The 17,046-nt window shown below is 72.9% G+C and carries 19 protein-coding genes and 1 riboswitch; of the genes, 11 read left to right on the top strand and 8 right to left on the bottom strand.

Features of this window, described 5'->3' with window-relative positions:
* The first annotated feature begins 47 nt into the window (after positions 1–47).
* Positions 48–1,208 (top strand): 8-amino-7-oxononanoate synthase, encoded by a 1,161-nt coding sequence (locus tag ACOTKD_RS11040; protein ID WP_424888705.1) that lies wholly within the window; start codon positions 48–50, stop codon positions 1,206–1,208.
* Positions 1,209–1,221: 13 nt separating this feature from the next.
* On the opposite strand, the gene ACOTKD_RS11035 is transcribed toward ACOTKD_RS11040, so the two are convergent.
* Entirely contained in the window at positions 1,222–1,452 is a 231-nt protein-coding gene (locus tag ACOTKD_RS11035) for a DUF397 domain-containing protein (protein WP_424888704.1), read from the bottom strand.
* 9 nt (positions 1,453–1,461) lie between these two features.
* Positions 1,462–2,340, bottom strand: coding sequence for a helix-turn-helix domain-containing protein (locus tag ACOTKD_RS11030; protein WP_424888703.1), 879 nt, complete (start codon positions 2,338–2,340; stop codon positions 1,462–1,464).
* Positions 2,341–2,542: 202 nt separating this feature from the next.
* Here ACOTKD_RS11030 and ACOTKD_RS11025 point away from each other — a divergent pair, with 202 nt between their 5' ends.
* Positions 2,543–2,980, top strand: a complete 438-nt coding sequence (locus ACOTKD_RS11025; RefSeq protein ID WP_367136724.1) for an ATP-binding protein — start codon at positions 2,543–2,545, stop codon at positions 2,978–2,980.
* 96 nt (positions 2,981–3,076) lie between these two features.
* On the opposite strand, the gene ACOTKD_RS11020 is transcribed toward ACOTKD_RS11025, so the two are convergent.
* Positions 3,077–3,547, bottom strand: coding sequence for a C40 family peptidase (locus ACOTKD_RS11020; RefSeq protein ID WP_424888702.1), 471 nt, complete (start codon positions 3,545–3,547; stop codon positions 3,077–3,079).
* A gap of 4 nt (positions 3,548–3,551) precedes the next feature.
* Positions 3,552–3,727: riboswitch (cyclic di-AMP (ydaO/yuaA leader) on the bottom strand.
* A gap of 738 nt (positions 3,728–4,465) precedes the next feature.
* Between ACOTKD_RS11020 and ACOTKD_RS11015 the strand changes: the two genes are divergently transcribed.
* The 9 genes from ACOTKD_RS11015 (at position 4,466) to ACOTKD_RS10975 (ending at position 12,383) form a co-directional block, all read left to right on the top strand.
* Entirely contained in the window at positions 4,466–4,768 is a 303-nt protein-coding gene (locus ACOTKD_RS11015) for an urease subunit gamma (RefSeq protein ID WP_106678867.1), read from the top strand.
* 12 nt (positions 4,769–4,780) lie between these two features.
* Positions 4,781–5,092, top strand: coding sequence for an urease subunit beta (locus ACOTKD_RS11010; RefSeq protein WP_106678807.1), 312 nt, complete (start codon positions 4,781–4,783; stop codon positions 5,090–5,092).
* Positions 5,085–6,806, top strand: coding sequence for an urease subunit alpha (locus ACOTKD_RS11005; protein ID WP_424888701.1), 1,722 nt, complete (start codon positions 5,085–5,087; stop codon positions 6,804–6,806). The genes ACOTKD_RS11010 and ACOTKD_RS11005 overlap by 8 nt, the downstream gene beginning before the upstream one ends.
* Positions 6,806–7,549, top strand: coding sequence for an urease accessory protein UreF (locus ACOTKD_RS11000; RefSeq protein ID WP_424888700.1), 744 nt, complete (start codon positions 6,806–6,808; stop codon positions 7,547–7,549). Before ACOTKD_RS11005 ends, ACOTKD_RS11000 begins: the two co-directional genes overlap by 1 nt.
* Before the next feature lie 622 nt (positions 7,550–8,171).
* Positions 8,172–8,879 (top strand): urease accessory protein UreG, encoded by a 708-nt coding sequence (ureG, locus tag ACOTKD_RS10995; RefSeq protein WP_424888699.1) that lies wholly within the window; start codon positions 8,172–8,174, stop codon positions 8,877–8,879.
* Positions 8,876–9,688, top strand: coding sequence for an urease accessory protein UreD (locus ACOTKD_RS10990; RefSeq protein WP_424888698.1), 813 nt, complete (start codon positions 8,876–8,878; stop codon positions 9,686–9,688). Before ureG ends, ACOTKD_RS10990 begins: the two co-directional genes overlap by 4 nt.
* A 161-nt stretch (positions 9,689–9,849) precedes the next feature.
* Positions 9,850–11,448 carry an alpha/beta hydrolase gene (locus tag ACOTKD_RS10985; protein WP_424888697.1) on the top strand — a complete coding sequence of 533 codons (1,599 nt, stop codon included), beginning with the start codon at positions 9,850–9,852 and terminating at the stop codon, positions 11,446–11,448.
* Between the two features lie 176 nt (positions 11,449–11,624).
* On the top strand, positions 11,625–11,825 hold the full coding sequence (locus tag ACOTKD_RS10980; protein WP_106681640.1) for a hypothetical protein: 201 nt from the start codon (positions 11,625–11,627) through the stop codon (positions 11,823–11,825).
* A gap of 129 nt (positions 11,826–11,954) precedes the next feature.
* Entirely contained in the window at positions 11,955–12,383 is a 429-nt protein-coding gene (locus tag ACOTKD_RS10975) for an SSI family serine proteinase inhibitor (RefSeq protein WP_424888696.1), read from the top strand.
* A gap of 37 nt (positions 12,384–12,420) precedes the next feature.
* Here ACOTKD_RS10975 and ACOTKD_RS10970 read toward each other — a convergent pair whose 3' ends face one another.
* From ACOTKD_RS10970 to ACOTKD_RS10950, 5 genes are all read right to left on the bottom strand, one after another.
* Positions 12,421–12,579 (bottom strand): hypothetical protein, encoded by a 159-nt coding sequence (locus ACOTKD_RS10970; RefSeq protein ID WP_424888695.1) that lies wholly within the window; start codon positions 12,577–12,579, stop codon positions 12,421–12,423.
* Positions 12,580–12,708: 129 nt separating this feature from the next.
* Complete coding sequence (locus tag ACOTKD_RS10965) at positions 12,709–13,662, bottom strand: cytochrome c oxidase assembly protein (protein WP_424888694.1); 954 nt, start codon at positions 13,660–13,662, stop codon at positions 12,709–12,711.
* A 91-nt stretch (positions 13,663–13,753) separates the two neighbouring features.
* The gene (locus tag ACOTKD_RS10960) at positions 13,754–14,779 is read right to left on the bottom strand and encodes a 6-phosphofructokinase (protein ID WP_424888693.1); all 1,026 of its coding nucleotides are present in this window, start codon (positions 14,777–14,779) and stop codon (positions 13,754–13,756) included.
* A gap of 120 nt (positions 14,780–14,899) precedes the next feature.
* A complete protein-coding gene (locus tag ACOTKD_RS10955) occupies positions 14,900–15,628 on the bottom strand; it encodes a type 1 glutamine amidotransferase (protein ID WP_058041480.1) in 729 nt (242 codons plus the stop codon).
* Between the two features lie 29 nt (positions 15,629–15,657).
* Entirely contained in the window at positions 15,658–16,896 is a 1,239-nt protein-coding gene (locus tag ACOTKD_RS10950; RefSeq protein WP_030364333.1) for a MurT ligase domain-containing protein, read from the bottom strand.
* Positions 16,897–17,046: the final 150 nt, after the last annotated feature.

Below are 17,046 nucleotides of genomic sequence, written 5' to 3'. Positions count from 1 at the left end.
GCTCCGCAGAACCGGCCCACAGCCCCTGGATCGCGAAGGACGGCCGCATGCCTCAGGACGACGCCTTCGGCTGGATCGACGCCCACCACGAGCGGCGTCTCGCGGCCGGTCTCGTACGGACCCTGCGGCCGCGGCCGGCCGACGCGCCGCTGGTGGACCTGGCGGGCAACGACTACCTCGGCCTCACCCGCCACCCGGAGGTCACCGAGGCCGCCGCGGCGGCCGCCCGGCAGTGGGGCGCCGGCGCGACCGGCTCCCGCCTGGTCACCGGAAGCACCGACCTGCACGCGCGGCTGGAGGCGGAGCTCGCCGCGTTCTGCGGCTTCGAGGCGGCGCTCGTGTTCTCCTCGGGCTACACCGCCAACCTCGCCGCCGTCACCGCGCTCGCCGGTCCGGGCGACGGCGCCGGCGGGGCCCTGCTCGTCTCCGACGAGGGCAACCACGCCTCGCTGATCGACGGCTGCCGGCTCGCCCGCGCCGAGAAGGCGATCGTGCCGCACGCCGACCCCGCCGCCGTCCGCAAGGCCCTCGCCGCGCACGCCGGCCGCGCCCTGGCCGTCACCGACTCCGTCTTCTCCGTCGACGGCGACGCGGCCCCGCTGACCGCACTGGCCGCGGCGTGCCGCGAGCACGGCGCGGCGCTGCTCGTGGACGACGCGCACGGGCTCGGCGTCCTCGGCGAGGGCGGCCGCGGCGCGCTGCACGCGGCGGGGCTCGCCGGCGCCCCGGACGTCGTCGCGACGGTCACCCTGTCGAAGGCGCTCGGCAGCCAGGGCGGCGCGGTGCTCGGCCCCGCGCGCGTGATCCGGCACCTCGTGAGCAACGCCCGGACGTTCATCTTCGACACCGGCCTCGCCCCGGCGGCGGCCGGCGCCGCGCTGGCGGCCCTCACGGTGCTGCGCCGCGAGCCGCAGCGCGCGGCCCGGGTCCGGGAGATCGCCGCCGAGCTGCACCGCAGGGTGGTGGCGGCGGGTTTCCAGGCGGTGCGGCCCGACGCGGCGGTGGTGTCCGTACGCGCGCCCTCGCCGGAGGCGGCCGTGCGGTGGGCGGCGGATTGCCGGGAGGCCGGCTTCGCCGTCGGCTGCTTCCGGCCGCCGTCCGTGCCGGACGGCGTCTCACGGCTGCGGCTGACCGCCCGGGCGGACCTTTCGGACGGACAGGTGACGGCGGCGGCCGACGCGATCGTACGGACCGCGCCGGCCGGATGAGCCCGCGGCGGTCCTAGCGGAGACCGGCGCGCAGCCCTTCGACGAAGCAGGTCCACGAGGCGGAACGGAAGAGCAGGGCGGGACCGGCCGTGTTCTTGGAGTCGCGCACGGCGAGGAAGCGGCCCGGGAGCGGTCCGGCCGTCTCGACGCAGTTGTTGTATCCGGTGCTGTAGCTACTGCGCCGCCACGAGGCGCCGCGGAGAGACGAAGGGGCGGCAGGTACGTACCGAGGCATTGCGGACATGGTGCCTCCTTACGCGCCGTCGTTGATCCCGGCGATGAATTCCAGTGAGTTCTCGTGCGAGAGCGCGTGTTCGCGCAGCGTCGTGAATGCCGCGCCGTACGCCCGGAGGTCTTCTTTCCGCTCCAGGTAGAGGCTACTCGTCAAGTGGTCGAGAACAACCACATCCAGATCAGCAATGCGCGGAAATGAGAAGATAACAAAAGGCCCGGTGATGCCGATATGGCCGCCGCTGGAGAACGGCAGGACGTGCAGCCGCACATGCCCCAGCGACCCCGTCTCCACCAGATGCCGCAACTGCCCTGCCATGACCTCCGGGCCGCCCACCTCATGGCGCAATACCGCCTCGTCCAGCACGGCGCACACCTCCAGCGGCCGCTCGCCCCGCAGCACCGCCTGCCGCGCCATGCGCACCCGCACCAGCTCCTCGACCAGTTCCGGAGCGGGATCGCCCAGCGCCGCGCGCGTCACGGCCCGGGCGTAGGCGGGCGTCTGCAGCAGGCCGGGCACCACGGTGGTCTCCAGGGTGCTTAACCGCGAGGCCTCCGACTCCAGGCTGATGAAGTCCAGATAGGCGGGCGGCAGCCGGTCGCGGTAGGCGTACCACCAGCCGCGCCGGGCCCCCGCGCCCTCGCCCGGCACGGGCGACCCCGCCCCGCACAGCGCCCCCAGCAGCACGCGCAGTTCGGAGTCGGTGACCCCGTAGGCGTCCAGGAGCCGTGCCACGTCCGACGGTTTCACGCCACTTGCGCCCGTCTCGATCCGGCTGACCTTCGACTGGTGCCAGCCCACCGCGCGCGCGGCCTCCAGGCTCGTCAGCCCGGCCAGCTCGCGCTGGCGGCGCAGCTCCGCCCCCAGTTTGCGGCGGCGCACCGCCGGTCCGTACCGCATTCGGCCCTGCCCTCCCCTAGATCACTGCCACTGTCGCTGTCATACGTCAGTGTCAATAGCCCAGTGTGCCGGGCGAATACGGTCGCTCGTCGCAGAGTTCACTGCTTTGAGCGACAGATATATGCATATCTTGGTGGATCGCTCCCATCACAGGCGTTATCAGTGACAGTCTGTCGAGACATCGGCTGAAAGGGCCACCGCCATGGCAGACCACCAAGAAGCCACCGTCACCCTGCCGAGCGCCCCCGGCTCGGTATCCACGGCGCGGCGTTATGTCGCGGAGGTGCTGGCCGACTGGGGGCTGCCGGGCGGGACGGACACCGCCGAGACCGTGCGCCTGATCGTCTCGGAGCTCGCCACCAACGCCGTGCAGCACACCCGGGGCCAGTCGCCCACCTTCACCGTGGACGTCCGCCTCGACCGCGACCAGCAGCTGCGCATCGGGGTCACGGACAGCCACCCCCGCTTCCCCCGGCGGCTGCCCGCCGCGGTCCAGCAGGACAACGGCCGCGGCATGGTGATCATCCGCTGTCTCACCGCGGAGTACGGGGGGCGGCTGTTCTTCACCCCGACCTCCGACGGCGGCAAGACGGTGTGGATCTCCCTCCCCTGGACCGTGCCGGTCAGCGCCGAGCGCTGAACTCCCCTCCGGCCGGCCAGGCCCCCCGCACGGGGTGCGGGGGGCCTCGGACCCCTTCGGGGCGGTCGCGGGCTCGTTCGCCCGGGGGTCAACGGATCAGCCGACCCGGCCGTAGAGGACGCTGTTGGTCCAGATCCGCTCCAGGCGGACGACCGCGCCCGTCTTGGGCGCGTGCCAGATCCTCCCGTCCCCGGCGTATATCCCGACGTGGTAGATGCCGCGCCCGGAGACGAAGAAGACCAGGTCGCCGGCTTCGCGTGCGGACCGCGGGATGTGCTGCGTGCTGTTGTACTGCTGGGCGGCGGTGCGGGGCAGGGACTTGCCGGCCCGCTTGAAGGAGTAGAGCGTGAGGCCCGAGCAGTCGAACCGGTAGGGGCCGGTCGCTCCCCACTGGTACGGGGAGCCCTGCTTCGAGGCCGCGATCCGGAGTGCCGTGGTGGGGGCGGAAGACGCTTCCGCCTCTGCCGCGCCGCCCGGTGCCAGCACCGTGGCGCCGACCGCGGCGAGAGTGAGGGCCGATGCGGCACCGGCCCTGGACAGCTTCGACGGACGTTTGTGCGCGCTCATGCGCTAACCCTTCGTCAGCCGCCTGTGAAGGATGACCTGTCGGGTTCGGGCAGGCGAAGGTTGCCCGGCCGTCGTCAACGGCTTCACCCCAAGGGCCGACCGCACTACTCTTGGTCGTCCCACCACTCTTGGGTCCTCCATCCCTGCCGTGCACTCAAGTCGACCCGGCATCCCGTCGGCGGCAGGGTTCGGCGTCCGCCGGGACCGCCCCGCCGGGGTGGCGGGGTCTTGTCGTCGCAGGGATCTTGGCGCAGCCGCCGTGCGGATTCCGAGCGGAACCGGGGGTATGTGAGGCTGATCACTCCTGGGCAATTCCGGTGGACAAAGGGCGAATTGATCAGGTGCGCGCAAGCCGGCTGAGGGGCTGGCCTGCGGCGGTTCGTACCCGGCCGGGCGCAATCCGGCCGTCCGCCCCAAATCGATCACCGCGCCCCGTCTACGCCGTGATCCTCCATGGGGCGGAGCCGGGTTTATTCGCGTGCGGACCCCCGGCCCTCCGGCGCACATGGCGCGGAGATCCCTTCGCCCCCGGCGCTCTGCGCCGGAGCCCTGTACCGCCCGCGTCGGCACGGCCCGTCCACACCTTCCGTTCGCCCGGTTCGCACACGTCTGCGAGCCGGGCCGCGGCCGCGGCCCGGCGACGGCGGTGTCTGCGGTGCCCGTAGCCGGCGGTACGTGTCGTGCGGGCGGACGGCCATGATCCGGCCCAGATGATCCAGTAGGTGCATGCGACAGCGGGCCCGCAGTGCTCTGGCCATGACAACGCAAAGAGTGAGTTAACGCGTTGGAAAAGGTTCGGCCCTAATCTGCAATCCCTGGCCCCCGGCCGAAGAACCCCAGGTCAACACCGTGTTGAACTTCGGGTGGCGGCCCGGTGTGTCCATCCGGGACCCCCGGGACGACAGTGAGGTGGCACCCATGCAACTCTCCCCGCGCGAGCAGGAACGCCTGCTCCTCCACGTGGCGGCCGACGTCGCCGCGCGGCGCAAGGCCCGTGGCCTGCTCCTCAACCACCCCGAGGCGGTGGCCCTCATCACCGTGCACGTCCTGGAAGGCGCCCGGGACGGCCGCACCGTCGCCGAGCTCATGTCCTCCGGCCGCAAGGTGCTCACCCGGGGCGAGGTCATGGAGGGCATCCCCGAGATGATCCCCGACGTTCAGGTCGAGGCCACCTTCCCCGACGGCACCAAGCTCGTCACCGTCCACGATCCCATCTGCTGAAGGGGCGGACCGATGATCCCCGGAGAGATCCTGCACGCCGCCGGACCCGTGGCCCTCAACCAGGGCCTGCACCGCACCCGGCTCACCGTGCTCAACGCCGCCGACCGCCCGGTGCAGGTCGGCTCGCACTACCACTTCGCCGAGGCCAACCCCGGCCTCGACTTCGACCGGGCCGCGGCCCGCGGCAAGCGCCTCGACATCGCCGCGGGCACCGCCGTCCGCTTCGAGCCGGGCATCCCCGTCCAGGTCGACCTCGTGCCCATCGGCGGCAAGCGCATCGTCGAGGGCCTGCGCGGCGAGTGCGGGGGACCGCTCGATGAGTGAGCTCAGCCGCGTCGCCTACGCCGACCTCTACGGACCGACCACAGGCGACCGCGTCCGCCTCGCCGACACCGGCCTCGTCGTCGAGATCGAGGAGGACCGCAGCGGCGGCCCCGGCCACGCCGGCGACGAGGCCGTCTTCGGCGGCGGCAAGGTCATCCGCGAGTCCATGGGCCAGTCCCGCGCGACCCGCGCCGACGGCGCCCCCGACACCGTCATCACCGGCGCGCTCGTCCTCGACCACTGGGGAATCGTCAAGGCCGACGTCGGGATCCGCGACGGCCGCATCACCGGCATCGGCAAGGCCGGCAACCCCGACACCATGGACGGCGTCCACCCCGACCTCGTCATCGGCCCCGAGACCGAGATCATCGCCGGCAACGGGAAGATCCTCACCGCCGGCGCCGTCGACGCCCACGTCCACTTCATCTGCCCGCAGGCCGCCGACGAGGCCCTCGCCTCCGGCGTCACCACCCTGCTCGGCGGCGGCACCGGGCCCGCCGAGGGCAGCAAGGCCACCACCATCACCCCCGGCGCCTGGCACCTCGCCCGGATGTTCGAGGCGATGGAGGGGTACCCCGTCAACATCGGCCTGCTGGGCAAGGGCAACACCGTCTCGTACGACTCGATGCGCGCCCAGCTGCGGGCCGGCGCCGTCGGCTTCAAGATCCACGAGGACTGGGGCGCGACGCCCGCCGCCATCGACGCCTGCCTCGCCGTGTGCGAGGAGAGCGGCGCCCAGCTCGCCATCCACACCGACACCCTCAACGAGGCCGGCTTCGTCGGCGACACCCTCGCCGCCATAGCCGGCCGCTCCATCCACGCCTACCACACCGAAGGCGCCGGCGGCGGGCACGCGCCCGACATCATCACCGTCGTCTCCGAGGCCAACGTCCTGCCCAGCTCCACCAACCCCACCCGGCCGCACACCGTCAACACCGTCGACGAACACCTCGACATGCTGATGGTCTGCCACCACCTCAACCCGGCGGTCCCCGAGGACCTCGCCTTCGCCGAATCCCGCATCCGGCCGAGCACCATCGCCGCCGAGGACGTCCTGCACGACCTCGGAGCCATCTCCATCATCTCCTCCGACTCCCAGGCCATGGGCCGCATCGGGGAGGTCGTGCTGCGCACCTGGCAGACCGCGCACGTGATGAAGAAGCGCCGCGGCGCCCTGCCCGGCGACGGCCCGGCCGACAACGCCCGGGCCCGTCGCTACGTCGCCAAATACACCATCAACCCCGCCGTCGCGCAGGGCCTCGACCACGAGATCGGCTCCGTGGAACAGGGCAAGCTCGCCGACCTCGTGCTCTGGGACCCCGCCTTCTTCGGCGTACGCCCCCAGCTCGTCATCAAGGGCGGCCAGATCGCCTACGCGCAGATGGGCGACGCCAACGCCTCCATCCCCACCCCGCAACCCGTCCTTCCCCGGCCCATGTTCGGCGCCCATGGCCGCGCGCCCGCCGCCAACTCCCTCAACTTCGTCACCCAGTGGGCCATGGACGACGGCCTCCCGGAACGGCTGGGGCTGGGCAAGCGGTTCGTCCCCATACGGTCCACGCGCGGCGTGACCAAGGCCGACATGCGCAACAACGACGCCAGGCCGAGGGTCGAGGTCGACCCCGACACGTTCACCGTCACCGTCGACGGAGAAGTCATCGAACCCCGGCCCGCGGCGGAACTGCCGATGGCCCAGCGCTACTTCCTGTTCTGATGACAGGGACCACCGAAGCCGCGGCGGCCGCCCCGCCGGGGGCGCCCGCCCCGCCCGGGCCGGGCCGCGGGGCGATCGCCGCCCTCCTCGTCCTCGCCGACGGGCGCTTCCCCGCCGGAGGGCACGCGCACTCCGGCGGGGCCGAGGCCGCGGTCAAAGCGGGGCGGATCACCGACGGGCCCACCCTGGAGGAGTTCTGCCGGGGACGGCTGCACACCGCCGGGCTCACCGCGGCCGCCCTCGCCGCCGCGGCCGCCACCGGGGTCGACCCGCTCGCTCTCGACGCCGCCGCGGACGCCCGCACTCCCGCACTCGCCCTGCGGGCCACCACCCGGCGCCTGGGCCGGCAGCTGATGCGCGCCGCCCGTGCCACGTGGCCCTCGGACGCGCTCGACGCCCTCGCCGCGGCCCGGCCGCGCGGCGCCCACCAGCCGGTCGTCCTCGGCCTCGCGGCCCGGTCCGCGGGACTGGGCCCGCTGGACGCGGCCTACGCCTCCGTCTACGAGTCGGTCAGCGGCCCGGCCACCGCGGCCGTACGCCTGCTGAGCCTCGACCCGTTCGACGCGACGGCCGTTCTGGCCCGGCTCGCACCCGCGATGGACGCGGTCGCGGCGCGGGCGGCGGAGGCCGCGGCGCGGGCGGCGGTGGAGGGCCCGGACGCCCTGCCGGCCTCCGCGGCCCCCCTGCTCGACATCACGGCGGAACTCCATGCGGCGTGGCCGGTACGCCTCTTCGCAAGCTGATGCGCGCCCGTCCACACGGCCTGGCGGCACCTGCGCATTCCGCCGGACACACGCCGCGGTGGCTTGCCGCCGTCGCGGCGGGCTCTTTCTTCCCTGCGGCGTGGCATGGCGGTCCGCCGGCACGTCCCACCGCCGCGACGGCGATCGACCACCGCGCGGCAGCCCGGCGGTGCCGAAGTGCGCCCGGACGGCTCCGGCTACCGGGCACTCGGCCGCGCACCCGCGGCCGTGCATATCTCGCTGGTGCGGCGAACCTCTCTGCCGCGACGGCGATCGACCACCGTGCGGCAGCCCGGCGTGCCGATCCACACCCGGACTGTGCCGGCTCCGGACAGCGCGCCGCGTGCTCGCCGCCGTGCGTACCTCGCCGGTGCAGCGAACCTTTCCGCCGCGACGGCGATCGACCACCGCGCGGCAGCCCGGCGGTGCCGCACCGAGCCCGGCCCGCGCCGGTTCCCGTCACCAGGCCGTCGCCACCGTGCGTACCCCGCCGGTACGGCGCACAACTCTCCGCCGCAACGGCGATCAGCCACAGCGGCGAGGGCCCGGCGGCATCCGCAGTCACCCGCAATCACCCGTAGCCACCTGAACTCTTTCGATCACCGACCCCCCGGAGGGGACCATGCACCTGGACCACCCCGAGACCTACCCCCACCGCCACACCTACGGCGCCGCCTCCCCCGTCCGCCCCGACGGCTCGCGCCGCGCACTCCGCATCGGGCTCGGCGGGCCCGTCGGGTCCGGTAAGACGGCGACCGTCGCCGCCCTGTGCCGCGCGCTGCGCGACGAGTTGTCCATCGCCGTCGTCACCAACGACATCTACACCCGCGAGGACGCGGAGTTCCTTCTGCGCAACGCCGTCCTGCCGCCGGAGCGGATCACCGCGGTGGAGACCGGGGCCTGCCCGCACACCGCCATCCGCGACGACATCTCCGCCAACCTGGAGGCCGTGGAGGACCTGGAGGCCGCGTTTTCCTCCTCGGGGGCGGGGCCGCTGGACCTCGTCCTGGTGGAGTCCGGCGGCGACAACCTCACCGCGACCTTCTCCAAGGGGCTGGTGGACGCGCAGATCTTCGTCATCGACGTCGCGGGCGGCGACGACATCCCCCGCAAGGGAGGCCCCGGCATCACCACCGCCGACCTGCTCGTCGTCAACAAGACCGACCTCGCCCCGTACGTCGGCGTCGACCTGGCGGGCATGGCGCGCGACGCGAAGACGCAGCGCGGCGAGCTCCCCGCCGTCTTCACCTCCCTCGTCACCGAGGGCGGCGTGGAGCCCGTCGCCACGTGGGTGCGCGCGCAGCTCGCCGCGTGGACCGCGGCGCCGTGACCACGGCCCTCGCACCGGCGGGGCCCGGCCTGCTGGCCTCCGCCCAGGTCGTCGCCGCGGCCGACGGCAGGGGCGGCACCGCGCTGCCGGTCCTCGACGGCGCCGGCCCGTTCGCGCTGCGGCGCCTGCGCTCGGTGGGGCGTGAGGCGCGCGTGTGCCTGGTGGGCGCGATGAGCGCGCCGCTGGGCGGTGACGCCCTCGCGCTCTCCGCCGAGGTGGGCGACGGCGCCGCGCTGCACTTCCGCACCACGGCCGCGACCATCGCCCTGCCGGGCCGTACGGGCGCGCCGGCCATGTACGACGTCCGCATCCGGGTCGGCGACGGCGCGGTGCTGTACTGGCTTCCCGAGCCGCTGATCTCGGCCCGCGGCGGCGAGCTGCGGATGACCACGACCGTCGAACTCGCACCGACCGCCCGGCTGGTGTTCCGGGAGGAACAGATCCTGGGGCGCGCGGGGGAGCGGCCGGGGCGGCTGACCGCGCGGCTGACGGTCCGTCACGACGGGCGTCCGCTCTACGACCAGGAGCTGTCGTACGGGCCGGGGGCGCCCGGCTGGGACGGCGGGGCGGTCCTGGGGGGCCACCGAGCGGCGGGGCAACTCCTCGTCGTGGACCCGTCCTTCGCGGTGCGCCCGCCCGCGGCCCGGGCCCTGGGGCCGACGGCCGTCGTCGCCCCGCTGGCCGGGCCGGCCGTCGTCGTGAGCGCGGTCGCGCCGGACGGCCTGCAGCTCCGTACGCTGCTCGAAAGCGGCCTCTCCGGGGTGGATTTCGGTATACAACCCGATACGGATGATCCGGGACAGCAGTGACGAAATGCACCACTCGTGGCACGCCATGTTTCGTCATTCTTACGGATTAGTAAAGAACGCTCGTACGATCTGTCCATTGTGGGATGGGAGACGAAAGGATCCCCTTGCAGCATTGCGATCTCCGCCGCCCCAAGCGGCGTACCTTGCAGGGGGATTCCTACGTGAGACACACGTCAATACTCGGCGCGGCCGGCACCCTGGTGACCGGCGCGCTGGTGGCCGGGTTCCTGACCGCCCCGGCCGCCGGCGCGAGCGAGCGCGTGCCGGGCGGGGCCGCCGAGGCCCGCGGCGCGAAGGTGGCCGCCGATCGCGCGGCCAAGGCGGGCATCAAGTGGCAGGACTGCCCTGCCGCCTGGGGCCTCGAGAAGCCCATCCAGTGCGGCTACGTCACGGTTCCCGTCGACTACGCCAAGCCCGACGGGCCCACGATCAAGATCGCAGTGGACCGGGCCCGCTCCACCGGTACCGCGGACGAGCGCCAGGGCGCCCTCCTCTACAACCCCGGCGGCCCCGGCGGCTCCGGCATGAAGTTCCCGCGCCGGATCACCACCAAGGCCCCGCTGTGGGCCAAGACCGCGAAGGCGTACGACTTCGTGGGCTTCGACCCGCGCGGCGTGGGCCACTCCGCCCCGATCTCCTGCATCGACCCGCAGAAGTTCGTCGCGGCCCCCAAGGCCGACCCGGTGCCCGACAGCGAGGCCGACAAGCGCGCCCAGCGCAAGCTGGCCCGCGAGTACGCCGACGGCTGCGCCGAGCGCAGCGGCAAGCTGCTGCCGTACCTGACGACGGCGAACACCGCGCGCGACGTCGACGTCGTCCGGGCCGCCCTCGGCGAGAAGAAGCTCAACTACCTGGGCGTCTCCTACGGCACCTACCTCGGCGCCGTCTACGGCACGCTCTTCCCGGGCCACGTCCGCCGCCTGGTCGTCGACAGCGTCGTCAACCCGGACCGGGACAACATCTGGTACCAGGCCAACCTGGAGCAGGACATCGCCTTCGAGTCCCGCTTCAAGGACTGGGAGACGTGGGTCGCCAAGCACGACGACGCCTTCCACCTCGGCACCACGCAGGCCCAGGTCCAGAAGAACTGGGAGACGCTGCGGGCGTCCGCCAAGAAGAAGCCCATCGGCGGGGTCGTCGGCCCGGCCGAGCTGATCAGCTTCTTCCAGGGCGCGGCGTACTACGACACCTCGTGGGTCCCGGTCGCCGAGACCTGGAGCAAGTACGTCGCGGGTGACGAGAAGGCGCTCGTCGAGGCCGCCGGCCCCGACCTGTCCAACACCGCGGGCAACATCGCCTCGGAGAACAGCAACGCCGTCTACACCGCGGTCGAGTGCGCGGACGCCAAGTGGCCCACCAGCTGGGCCAAGTGGGACCGCGACAACACCCGCATCCACCGCCAGGCGCCCTTCATGACCTGGTCCAACGCGTGGATGAACCTGCCGTGCGCCACGTGGAAGGCCCCCCAGGGGAACCCCGTCGAGGTCACGACCCACAAGGGTCTCCCGCAGACCCTGATCATCCAGAGCGAGCGTGACGCGGCGACCCCGTACGAGGGCGCCGTGGAGCTGCACAAGCGCTTCAAGGGCTCCCGCCTGATCACGGAGAAGGACGCCGGCTCGCACGGCGTCACGGGCGAGGCCAACCCCTGCGTCAACGCCCGGCTCGACGCCTACCTCGTCGACGGCAAGCTCGACGCCCAGGACGTGACGTGCGCCCCGCACGCCACCCCCGAGCCGAAGGCCGCCGCGGCGAAGTAGCCCCACCGCACCGCACCGTGGCGCCCCGGTCCTCCCGGACCGGGGCGCCACCTGCGTTGTTGCCGCACCTCAGGCGCCATCGGGAGGGTTTTTGGCTGGATGACCATTTGATGAGCATTCTGGGAACCTCGACGGTTCTCGGTGTTTTGAGTGCAGTTCCCTCGTAGCCTGTGCACATGCCCGTCAACCCGGACCTCACCCAGTCGCCCGAGGAGATCAACGACGCGATCCGTGCGTTCCTGGCCGAGCGCCGCGGCCGGATGCTCAACGGTGAGGAGCGCAGGGCCTACGAGCGGTTGCGGGCGGAGTGGCTGGTGGCCGTGCGGGCCGGTGCGGGGGCGGCCGTGTCGTCCTCCTCGTGCGCCGGGGCGCAGTAGGGTGACTCCTCCCGCGGCCGGCCGGGTGGCCGGCCGCTGCCGCCCGGGGGACGGCGCGGCGCGGCGGCTTGCCGGGCCCGGTCCGCGCGCGATGGCCTTGACCCGGGCACCCCGCTCCAGGAGGCACCGATGTCCCTACCCCGTACCGCCGTGGCCGCCTCGGCGGCCGCCGCCGCGCTGCTCCTCCTCGCCGCACCGCAGGCCGCGGCGGAAGGCAAGCCGGGCCGGCCGGGCAAGCACGGCCGCGCCGGCGGCGCCGACGGGCAGTACTTCCTCACCGTCTCCGGCGCGCAGAACACCTGGATCCGCGGAGTGCAGCTGAGCTGCCCGGACGCCGACGGCCACCACCCGCACGCCGCCGAGGCGTGCACGACGCTGAACAAGGCGAAGGGCGACCCCGGCCGGGTGCCCGGCGCGGAGCACCGGTGCACCCGCCAGTACGACCCCGTGACCGCGACCGCCGAGGGCGAGTGGAACGGCCGCCCCGTCGTCTGGCACAAGACCTTCCCCAACGCCTGTGCGCTCGACGTGGCGACCGGGCCCGTCTTCCGTTTCTGAGCCCCGGGCCCGCCGCCGGGCCGCCCGGCTCCGGCGCTCACGTCCCCCGGGCGACGAGCGTCCCTATCGTCAGCAGCGACAGCATCACCCACGCGAACCACAGCCAGCCGTCGCTGCCGATCGTCACCGAATACGCGGTCACCACGACGAGGCCCCCCACCGTCAGCCCCGCCATCGTCTTCGCCGATCCGGGCATCCCCGCACCTCCTCACGGCGGCCCGTGAGCGCGCGGACGCGCGAGGGGCCGCGGCCTGGAGTCCATCGTCTCCCGGCCGCGGCCCCTGCCGCCAGATCCCGTGCGCATGCTCCCGCGTGCGCCCGTCCCTCAGGTCTCGCGAGAGCGCAGCGAGGCGAGGTACGCGTTGTACGCCTCCAGCTCCTTGTCGCCGTTGCGGTCCGCGGCGCGGTCGGAGCGCCGGGCCTGCCGCTGCTCGGAGCGGTACCACTGGTAGGCCAGCGCGAGCAGCACCACCACCGAAGGGATCTCGCTGAACGCCCAGGCGATGCCGCCGCCCGCCTGCTGGTCCTCCAGCGCGTCGATGCCCAGCGAGGCCGCCGGGTGCATGTACGTGCCGATCATCGGCTCCGACGCCATCATCAGCGCGATGCCGAAGAACGCGTGGAAGGGCATGCCCGCGAAGAGCTCCAGCATCCGCATCACGTAGCCCGGCCGGTGCGGGCCCGGGTCCACGCCCATGATCGGCCAGAAGAACACCAGGCCCACAGCGAGGAAGTGGACCATCATCGCGATGTGCCCGGTCTTCGACTCCATCAGGAAGTCGAAGAGCGGGGTGAAGTACAGCGCGTACAGGCTCGCGATGAACATCGGGATCGTGAAGACCGGGTGCGTGATGACCCGCATGTAGCGGCTGTGGAGCAGCGAGACCAGCCACTCGCGCGGCCGCCGGCGGCCGCCCCCGGCCGCCGGCAGGGCCCGCAGCGTCAGCGTCACCGGGGCGCCGAGCAGGACCAGGATCGGCGAGAGCATGCTGATGACCATGTGCTGCACCATGTGCACGCTGAACATGACCATGCCGTAGTCGTTGAGCTTGGTGCACATCACCAGCCACACGGTCAGCACACCGAGGACGAACGCGACGGTCCGGCCCACCGGCCAGGCGTCGCCGCGGCGCCGCAGCCGGACCACGGCCCAGCCGTAGAGGGCCAGCGCCAGCAGACAGCCGGTCATGAAGAACGCGTCGCCGCTGAACTGCAGCCCCCGTTCCAGCGTGAACGGCGGCATGTCCATGTGCATCAGGCCGGGCCCGCTGTGATCCATCCGCTCTCTCCCATTTCGCACCAAGGCGCCGGGACCAGACTAGAGGCGCCCCCGGCCGTGACCACGGCCGGGGGCGCCTCCTGCGCGTGGATCACAGCACGCACTCGACCTCGGTGTACCGCTCCTGCGGCACGGTCTTGAGCCGCTCGGCGGCCTCCGCGAGGGGCACCAGCGTGATGTCCGTGCCGCGCAGGGCCGTCATCATCCCGAACGCCCCGCGGTGCGCCGCCTCCACGGCGTGCCAGCCGAACCGGGTCGCGAGGACGCGGTCGTACGCGGTCGGGGTGCCGCCGCGCTGCACGTGGCCGAGGATCACCGGGCGGGCCTCCTTGCCCAGGCGCCGCTCCAGCTCCCCGGAGAGCTGCCGGGCCACACCGGCGAACCGCTCGTGCCCGTAGACGTCCGTGGCACCGGTCTCGAAGGCCATGGAGCCCTCGCGCGGCTTGGCGCCCTCGGCGACGACGACGATCGCGAAGCGCTTGCCGGCCTCGAAGCGCCGGCCGACGACTTCGGTCAGCTCGTCGATGTCGAAGGGCCGCTCGGGCACGACGATGGCGTGCGCGCCGGCGGCCATGCCCGAGTGCAGGGCGATCCAGCCGGTGTGCCGGCCCATCACCTCGACGATGAGCACGCGCTGGTGGGACTCGGCGGTGGTCTTGAGCCGGTCCAGGGCCTCGGTGGCCACGCCGACGGCGGTGTCGAAGCCGAACGTGACGTCCGTCGAGGCGATGTCGTTGTCGATGGTCTTGGGCACGCCGACGATCGGCAGGCCGGCGTCCGACAGCAGCCGGGCGGCCTTGAGCGTGCCCTCGCCGCCGATCGGGATGACGGCGTCCAGACCGAGGTCGGCCACGTGGCCCTTGGCCCGCTCGACGCCGTCCCGCAGCTGTGCGGGCTGGACGCGGGAGGAGCCGAGGATCGTGCCGCCGGTGGCCAGGATGCCGGCCACGGCGTCCAGGTCGAGGCTGCGGTGGTCGCCTTCGAGGAGGCCCTTCCAGCCGTCGTGGAAGCCGATGACCTCGTCGCCGTGGTCGACGACCGCGCGGTGCACGACGGACCTGATGACGGCGTTCAGACCGGGGCAGTCGCCACCGGAGGTGAGTACACCAATGCGCATGACAGGGAGAAACCTTCGCAACAGGGCGGGGGACCGGACCCCGTCGTCCGGTTGCGTCCCCGCCACCCTAACCGCGATGGGTGGCGGGGGACGCGACCGTCCGTCATGCGGTCGCCGGGGCTACGCCGACTGGGTCGCCGCGGCGATCCGCTCGGCGCGCAGCGCCTCGTACCAGCGGTCGTCGACCGGCGGCAGGGCGTTGACGTCCAGCGCCAGCTTGATCAGCATGTCCGAGATGTGCGGGTTGCGGGCCATCACCGGACCGTGCATGTACGTACCGAAGACGGTGTCGTTGTACGCGCCCTCGAAGCCGTCGCCCGTGCCGTTGCCGTTGCCGTAGCGCACGCGGGCGAACGGGCGGGCCGTCGGGCCGAGGTGGGTGATGCCCTGGTGGTTCTCGAAGCCCGTCAGCGGCGGCAGGCCCAGCGGCTCGTCGATGTCCGCGAGGACGTCGCCGACGCAGCGCTCGCCCTCGCCGCGGGTGCTGATGACGTCGAGCAGACCGAGGCCCTGCTCGCGCTGGCCCAGGTCGTTGATGAACTCGTGGCCCAGGATCTGGTAGCCGGCGCAGACCGAGAAGACGATCGCGCCGTTGGCGACGGCCCGGTTCAGGCCGCCGTCGCGGCGCAGCCGCTCGGCCGCGAGCCGCTGCGGGCGGTCCTCACCGCCACCGATCAGGTAGATGTCCCCGGAGGTCGGGATGGGCTGGTCGGACCGGATGTCGACGCGCTGGACGTCCAGCCGACGCTGGCGCGCCCGCCGCTCCAGGACCAGGACGTTGCCCTGGTCGCCGTAGGTGCTGAGCAGGTCGGGGTAGACCCACACCACACGCAGACTGTTCTGGCTCATGCTCACAATCCTTCTCAGTCTCGGCGGGGTCAGTTGCCGACGCGGCGGCGGACGTCCTGGAACGCCGTGTAGTTGGCGATCAGCTCGATCTTGCCGGGCGGGCACTGCTGCACGGCCTCGTCGACGGTCTCGCAGACCCGGAAGTCCAGGCCCGCGACCTCCAGCCGGACGGCCAGGTCCAGCTTGCGGTCGCCGATGACGAAGATCGGGTGGCCGGCGAGGCGCGGGTAGTCCACGTCCCACAGCCAGGAGGTGTCGGTGCCGTCGGCGCCGCGGGCGTTGACCGCGAGGATCACCGGCGCGGGCGGGCCGTCGATCAGCGAGAACGTCTCCAGCCAGCCGGCCGGGTTCTTGGCCAGCAGCAGCCGGATGTCGCGGCCGAGGAACTGCACCACGTCGAACCGGCCCGCGACCGCCTGCACCTGGTACATCCGCTCCAGCGCGACCTGCGGCGGGACGCCGAAGGTGGCCGCGACGGCCGCGGAGGTGGTGGCGTTCGCCTTGTTGGCCCGGCCCGGCAGCTGCAGGTGGATCGGCCAGGCCGAACCGTGCGGGTCGAGGACGTAGTCGCCCGACAGCGCCCAGCTCGGGGTCGGCCGGCGGAAACCGCACTCGCCGCAGAACCAGTCGTCGCCGGGGCGCTGCATCACGCCGCCGCACGACGGGCACGACCAGGCGTCGTCCTTCCACTCCTGGCCGGCCGCCACCCACACCACGTTCGGCGAGGAGGAGGCGGCCCACACGATCAGCGGGTCGTCCGCGTTCGCGATGATCACTGCCTTGGTGCCGGCCAGGCCCTCACGCCACTTCTCGGCGAGCATGCGCGTCTCCGCGGCCCGGTCGAGCTGGTCGCGCGAGAGGTTCAGCAGCGCTATGGCCTTGGGGGAGACGTCCCGGGCGACACCCGCCAGGTACTTCTCGTCCACCTCGATCACGCCGTAGCGCGCGTCGGAGCCGCCCGCCAGCGCCGAGGTGATGCCCGCGGGCATGTTCGCGCCCAGTGCGTTGGACACCACCGGGCCGCTGGCGCGCAGCGCCTCGGCGATCAGCCGCGTCGTGGTCGTCTTGCCGTTGGTGGCGGACACCAGGACCACGTCCAGGTGGGTCGCCAGCCGGGCCAGCAGGTCGGGGTCGAGCTTGAGCGCGACCTTGCCGCCGATCACCGATCCGCTGCCGCGGCCCGCGGCCCGCGACACCGCCGCAGCCGCCTTGCCCGCCGTCACGGCCAGCTTGGCCCGCGGCGACAGTGGCCCCGAGTTGCCTGCCATCGTCCTAGATCCTCCTTGTTCCGGCGCCGTGCCCGTCCCTGGTCCGCCGGTGGTGGAACGCCCCCTCCGCGCCGAATCGCCAGCCAGGAGGCCCGGTCGGGGATCAGCCTATCGAGATCCGGCCGCAGGCCCGAACCGGCCGTCCACGTA

This window comes from Streptomyces sp. XH2, assembly GCF_049725035.1.
In the GTDB taxonomy this organism is placed as follows: domain Bacteria; phylum Actinomycetota; class Actinomycetes; order Streptomycetales; family Streptomycetaceae; genus Streptomyces; species Streptomyces roseoverticillatus.
Note: the sequence above shows the minus strand (reverse complement) of the source record. Positions and strands in the feature narration are given on the sequence as shown.

What these genes read in the sequence shown, in the direction of transcription:
- ACOTKD_RS11040 (WP_424888705.1), top strand. Translation starts at nt 48, where the DNA reads ATGCCTCAGGACGACGCCTTCGGCTGGATCGACGCCCACCACGAGCGG.
- ACOTKD_RS11035 (WP_424888704.1), bottom strand. Translation starts at nt 1,452, where the DNA reads ATGTCCGCAATGCCTCGGTACGTACCTGCCGCCCCTTCGTCTCTCCGC.
- ACOTKD_RS11030 (WP_424888703.1), bottom strand. Translation starts at nt 2,340, where the DNA reads ATGCGGTACGGACCGGCGGTGCGCCGCCGCAAACTGGGGGCGGAGCTG.
- ACOTKD_RS11025 (WP_367136724.1), top strand. Translation starts at nt 2,543, where the DNA reads ATGGCAGACCACCAAGAAGCCACCGTCACCCTGCCGAGCGCCCCCGGC.
- ACOTKD_RS11020 (WP_424888702.1), bottom strand. Translation starts at nt 3,547, where the DNA reads ATGAGCGCGCACAAACGTCCGTCGAAGCTGTCCAGGGCCGGTGCCGCA.
- ACOTKD_RS11015 (WP_106678867.1), top strand. Translation starts at nt 4,466, where the DNA reads ATGCAACTCTCCCCGCGCGAGCAGGAACGCCTGCTCCTCCACGTGGCG.
- ACOTKD_RS11010 (WP_106678807.1), top strand. Translation starts at nt 4,781, where the DNA reads ATGATCCCCGGAGAGATCCTGCACGCCGCCGGACCCGTGGCCCTCAAC.
- ACOTKD_RS11005 (WP_424888701.1), top strand. Translation starts at nt 5,085, where the DNA reads ATGAGTGAGCTCAGCCGCGTCGCCTACGCCGACCTCTACGGACCGACC.
- ACOTKD_RS11000 (WP_424888700.1), top strand. Translation starts at nt 6,806, where the DNA reads ATGACAGGGACCACCGAAGCCGCGGCGGCCGCCCCGCCGGGGGCGCCC.
- ureG (WP_424888699.1), top strand. Translation starts at nt 8,172, where the DNA reads ATGCACCTGGACCACCCCGAGACCTACCCCCACCGCCACACCTACGGC.
- ACOTKD_RS10980 (WP_106681640.1), top strand. Translation starts at nt 11,625, where the DNA reads ATGCCCGTCAACCCGGACCTCACCCAGTCGCCCGAGGAGATCAACGAC.
- ACOTKD_RS10975 (WP_424888696.1), top strand. Translation starts at nt 11,955, where the DNA reads ATGTCCCTACCCCGTACCGCCGTGGCCGCCTCGGCGGCCGCCGCCGCG.
- ACOTKD_RS10970 (WP_424888695.1), bottom strand. Translation starts at nt 12,579, where the DNA reads ATGCCCGGATCGGCGAAGACGATGGCGGGGCTGACGGTGGGGGGCCTC.
- ACOTKD_RS10965 (WP_424888694.1), bottom strand. Translation starts at nt 13,662, where the DNA reads ATGGATCACAGCGGGCCCGGCCTGATGCACATGGACATGCCGCCGTTC.
- ACOTKD_RS10960 (WP_424888693.1), bottom strand. Translation starts at nt 14,779, where the DNA reads ATGCGCATTGGTGTACTCACCTCCGGTGGCGACTGCCCCGGTCTGAAC.
- ACOTKD_RS10955 (WP_058041480.1), bottom strand. Translation starts at nt 15,628, where the DNA reads ATGAGCCAGAACAGTCTGCGTGTGGTGTGGGTCTACCCCGACCTGCTC.
- ACOTKD_RS10950 (WP_030364333.1), bottom strand. Translation starts at nt 16,896, where the DNA reads ATGGCAGGCAACTCGGGGCCACTGTCGCCGCGGGCCAAGCTGGCCGTG.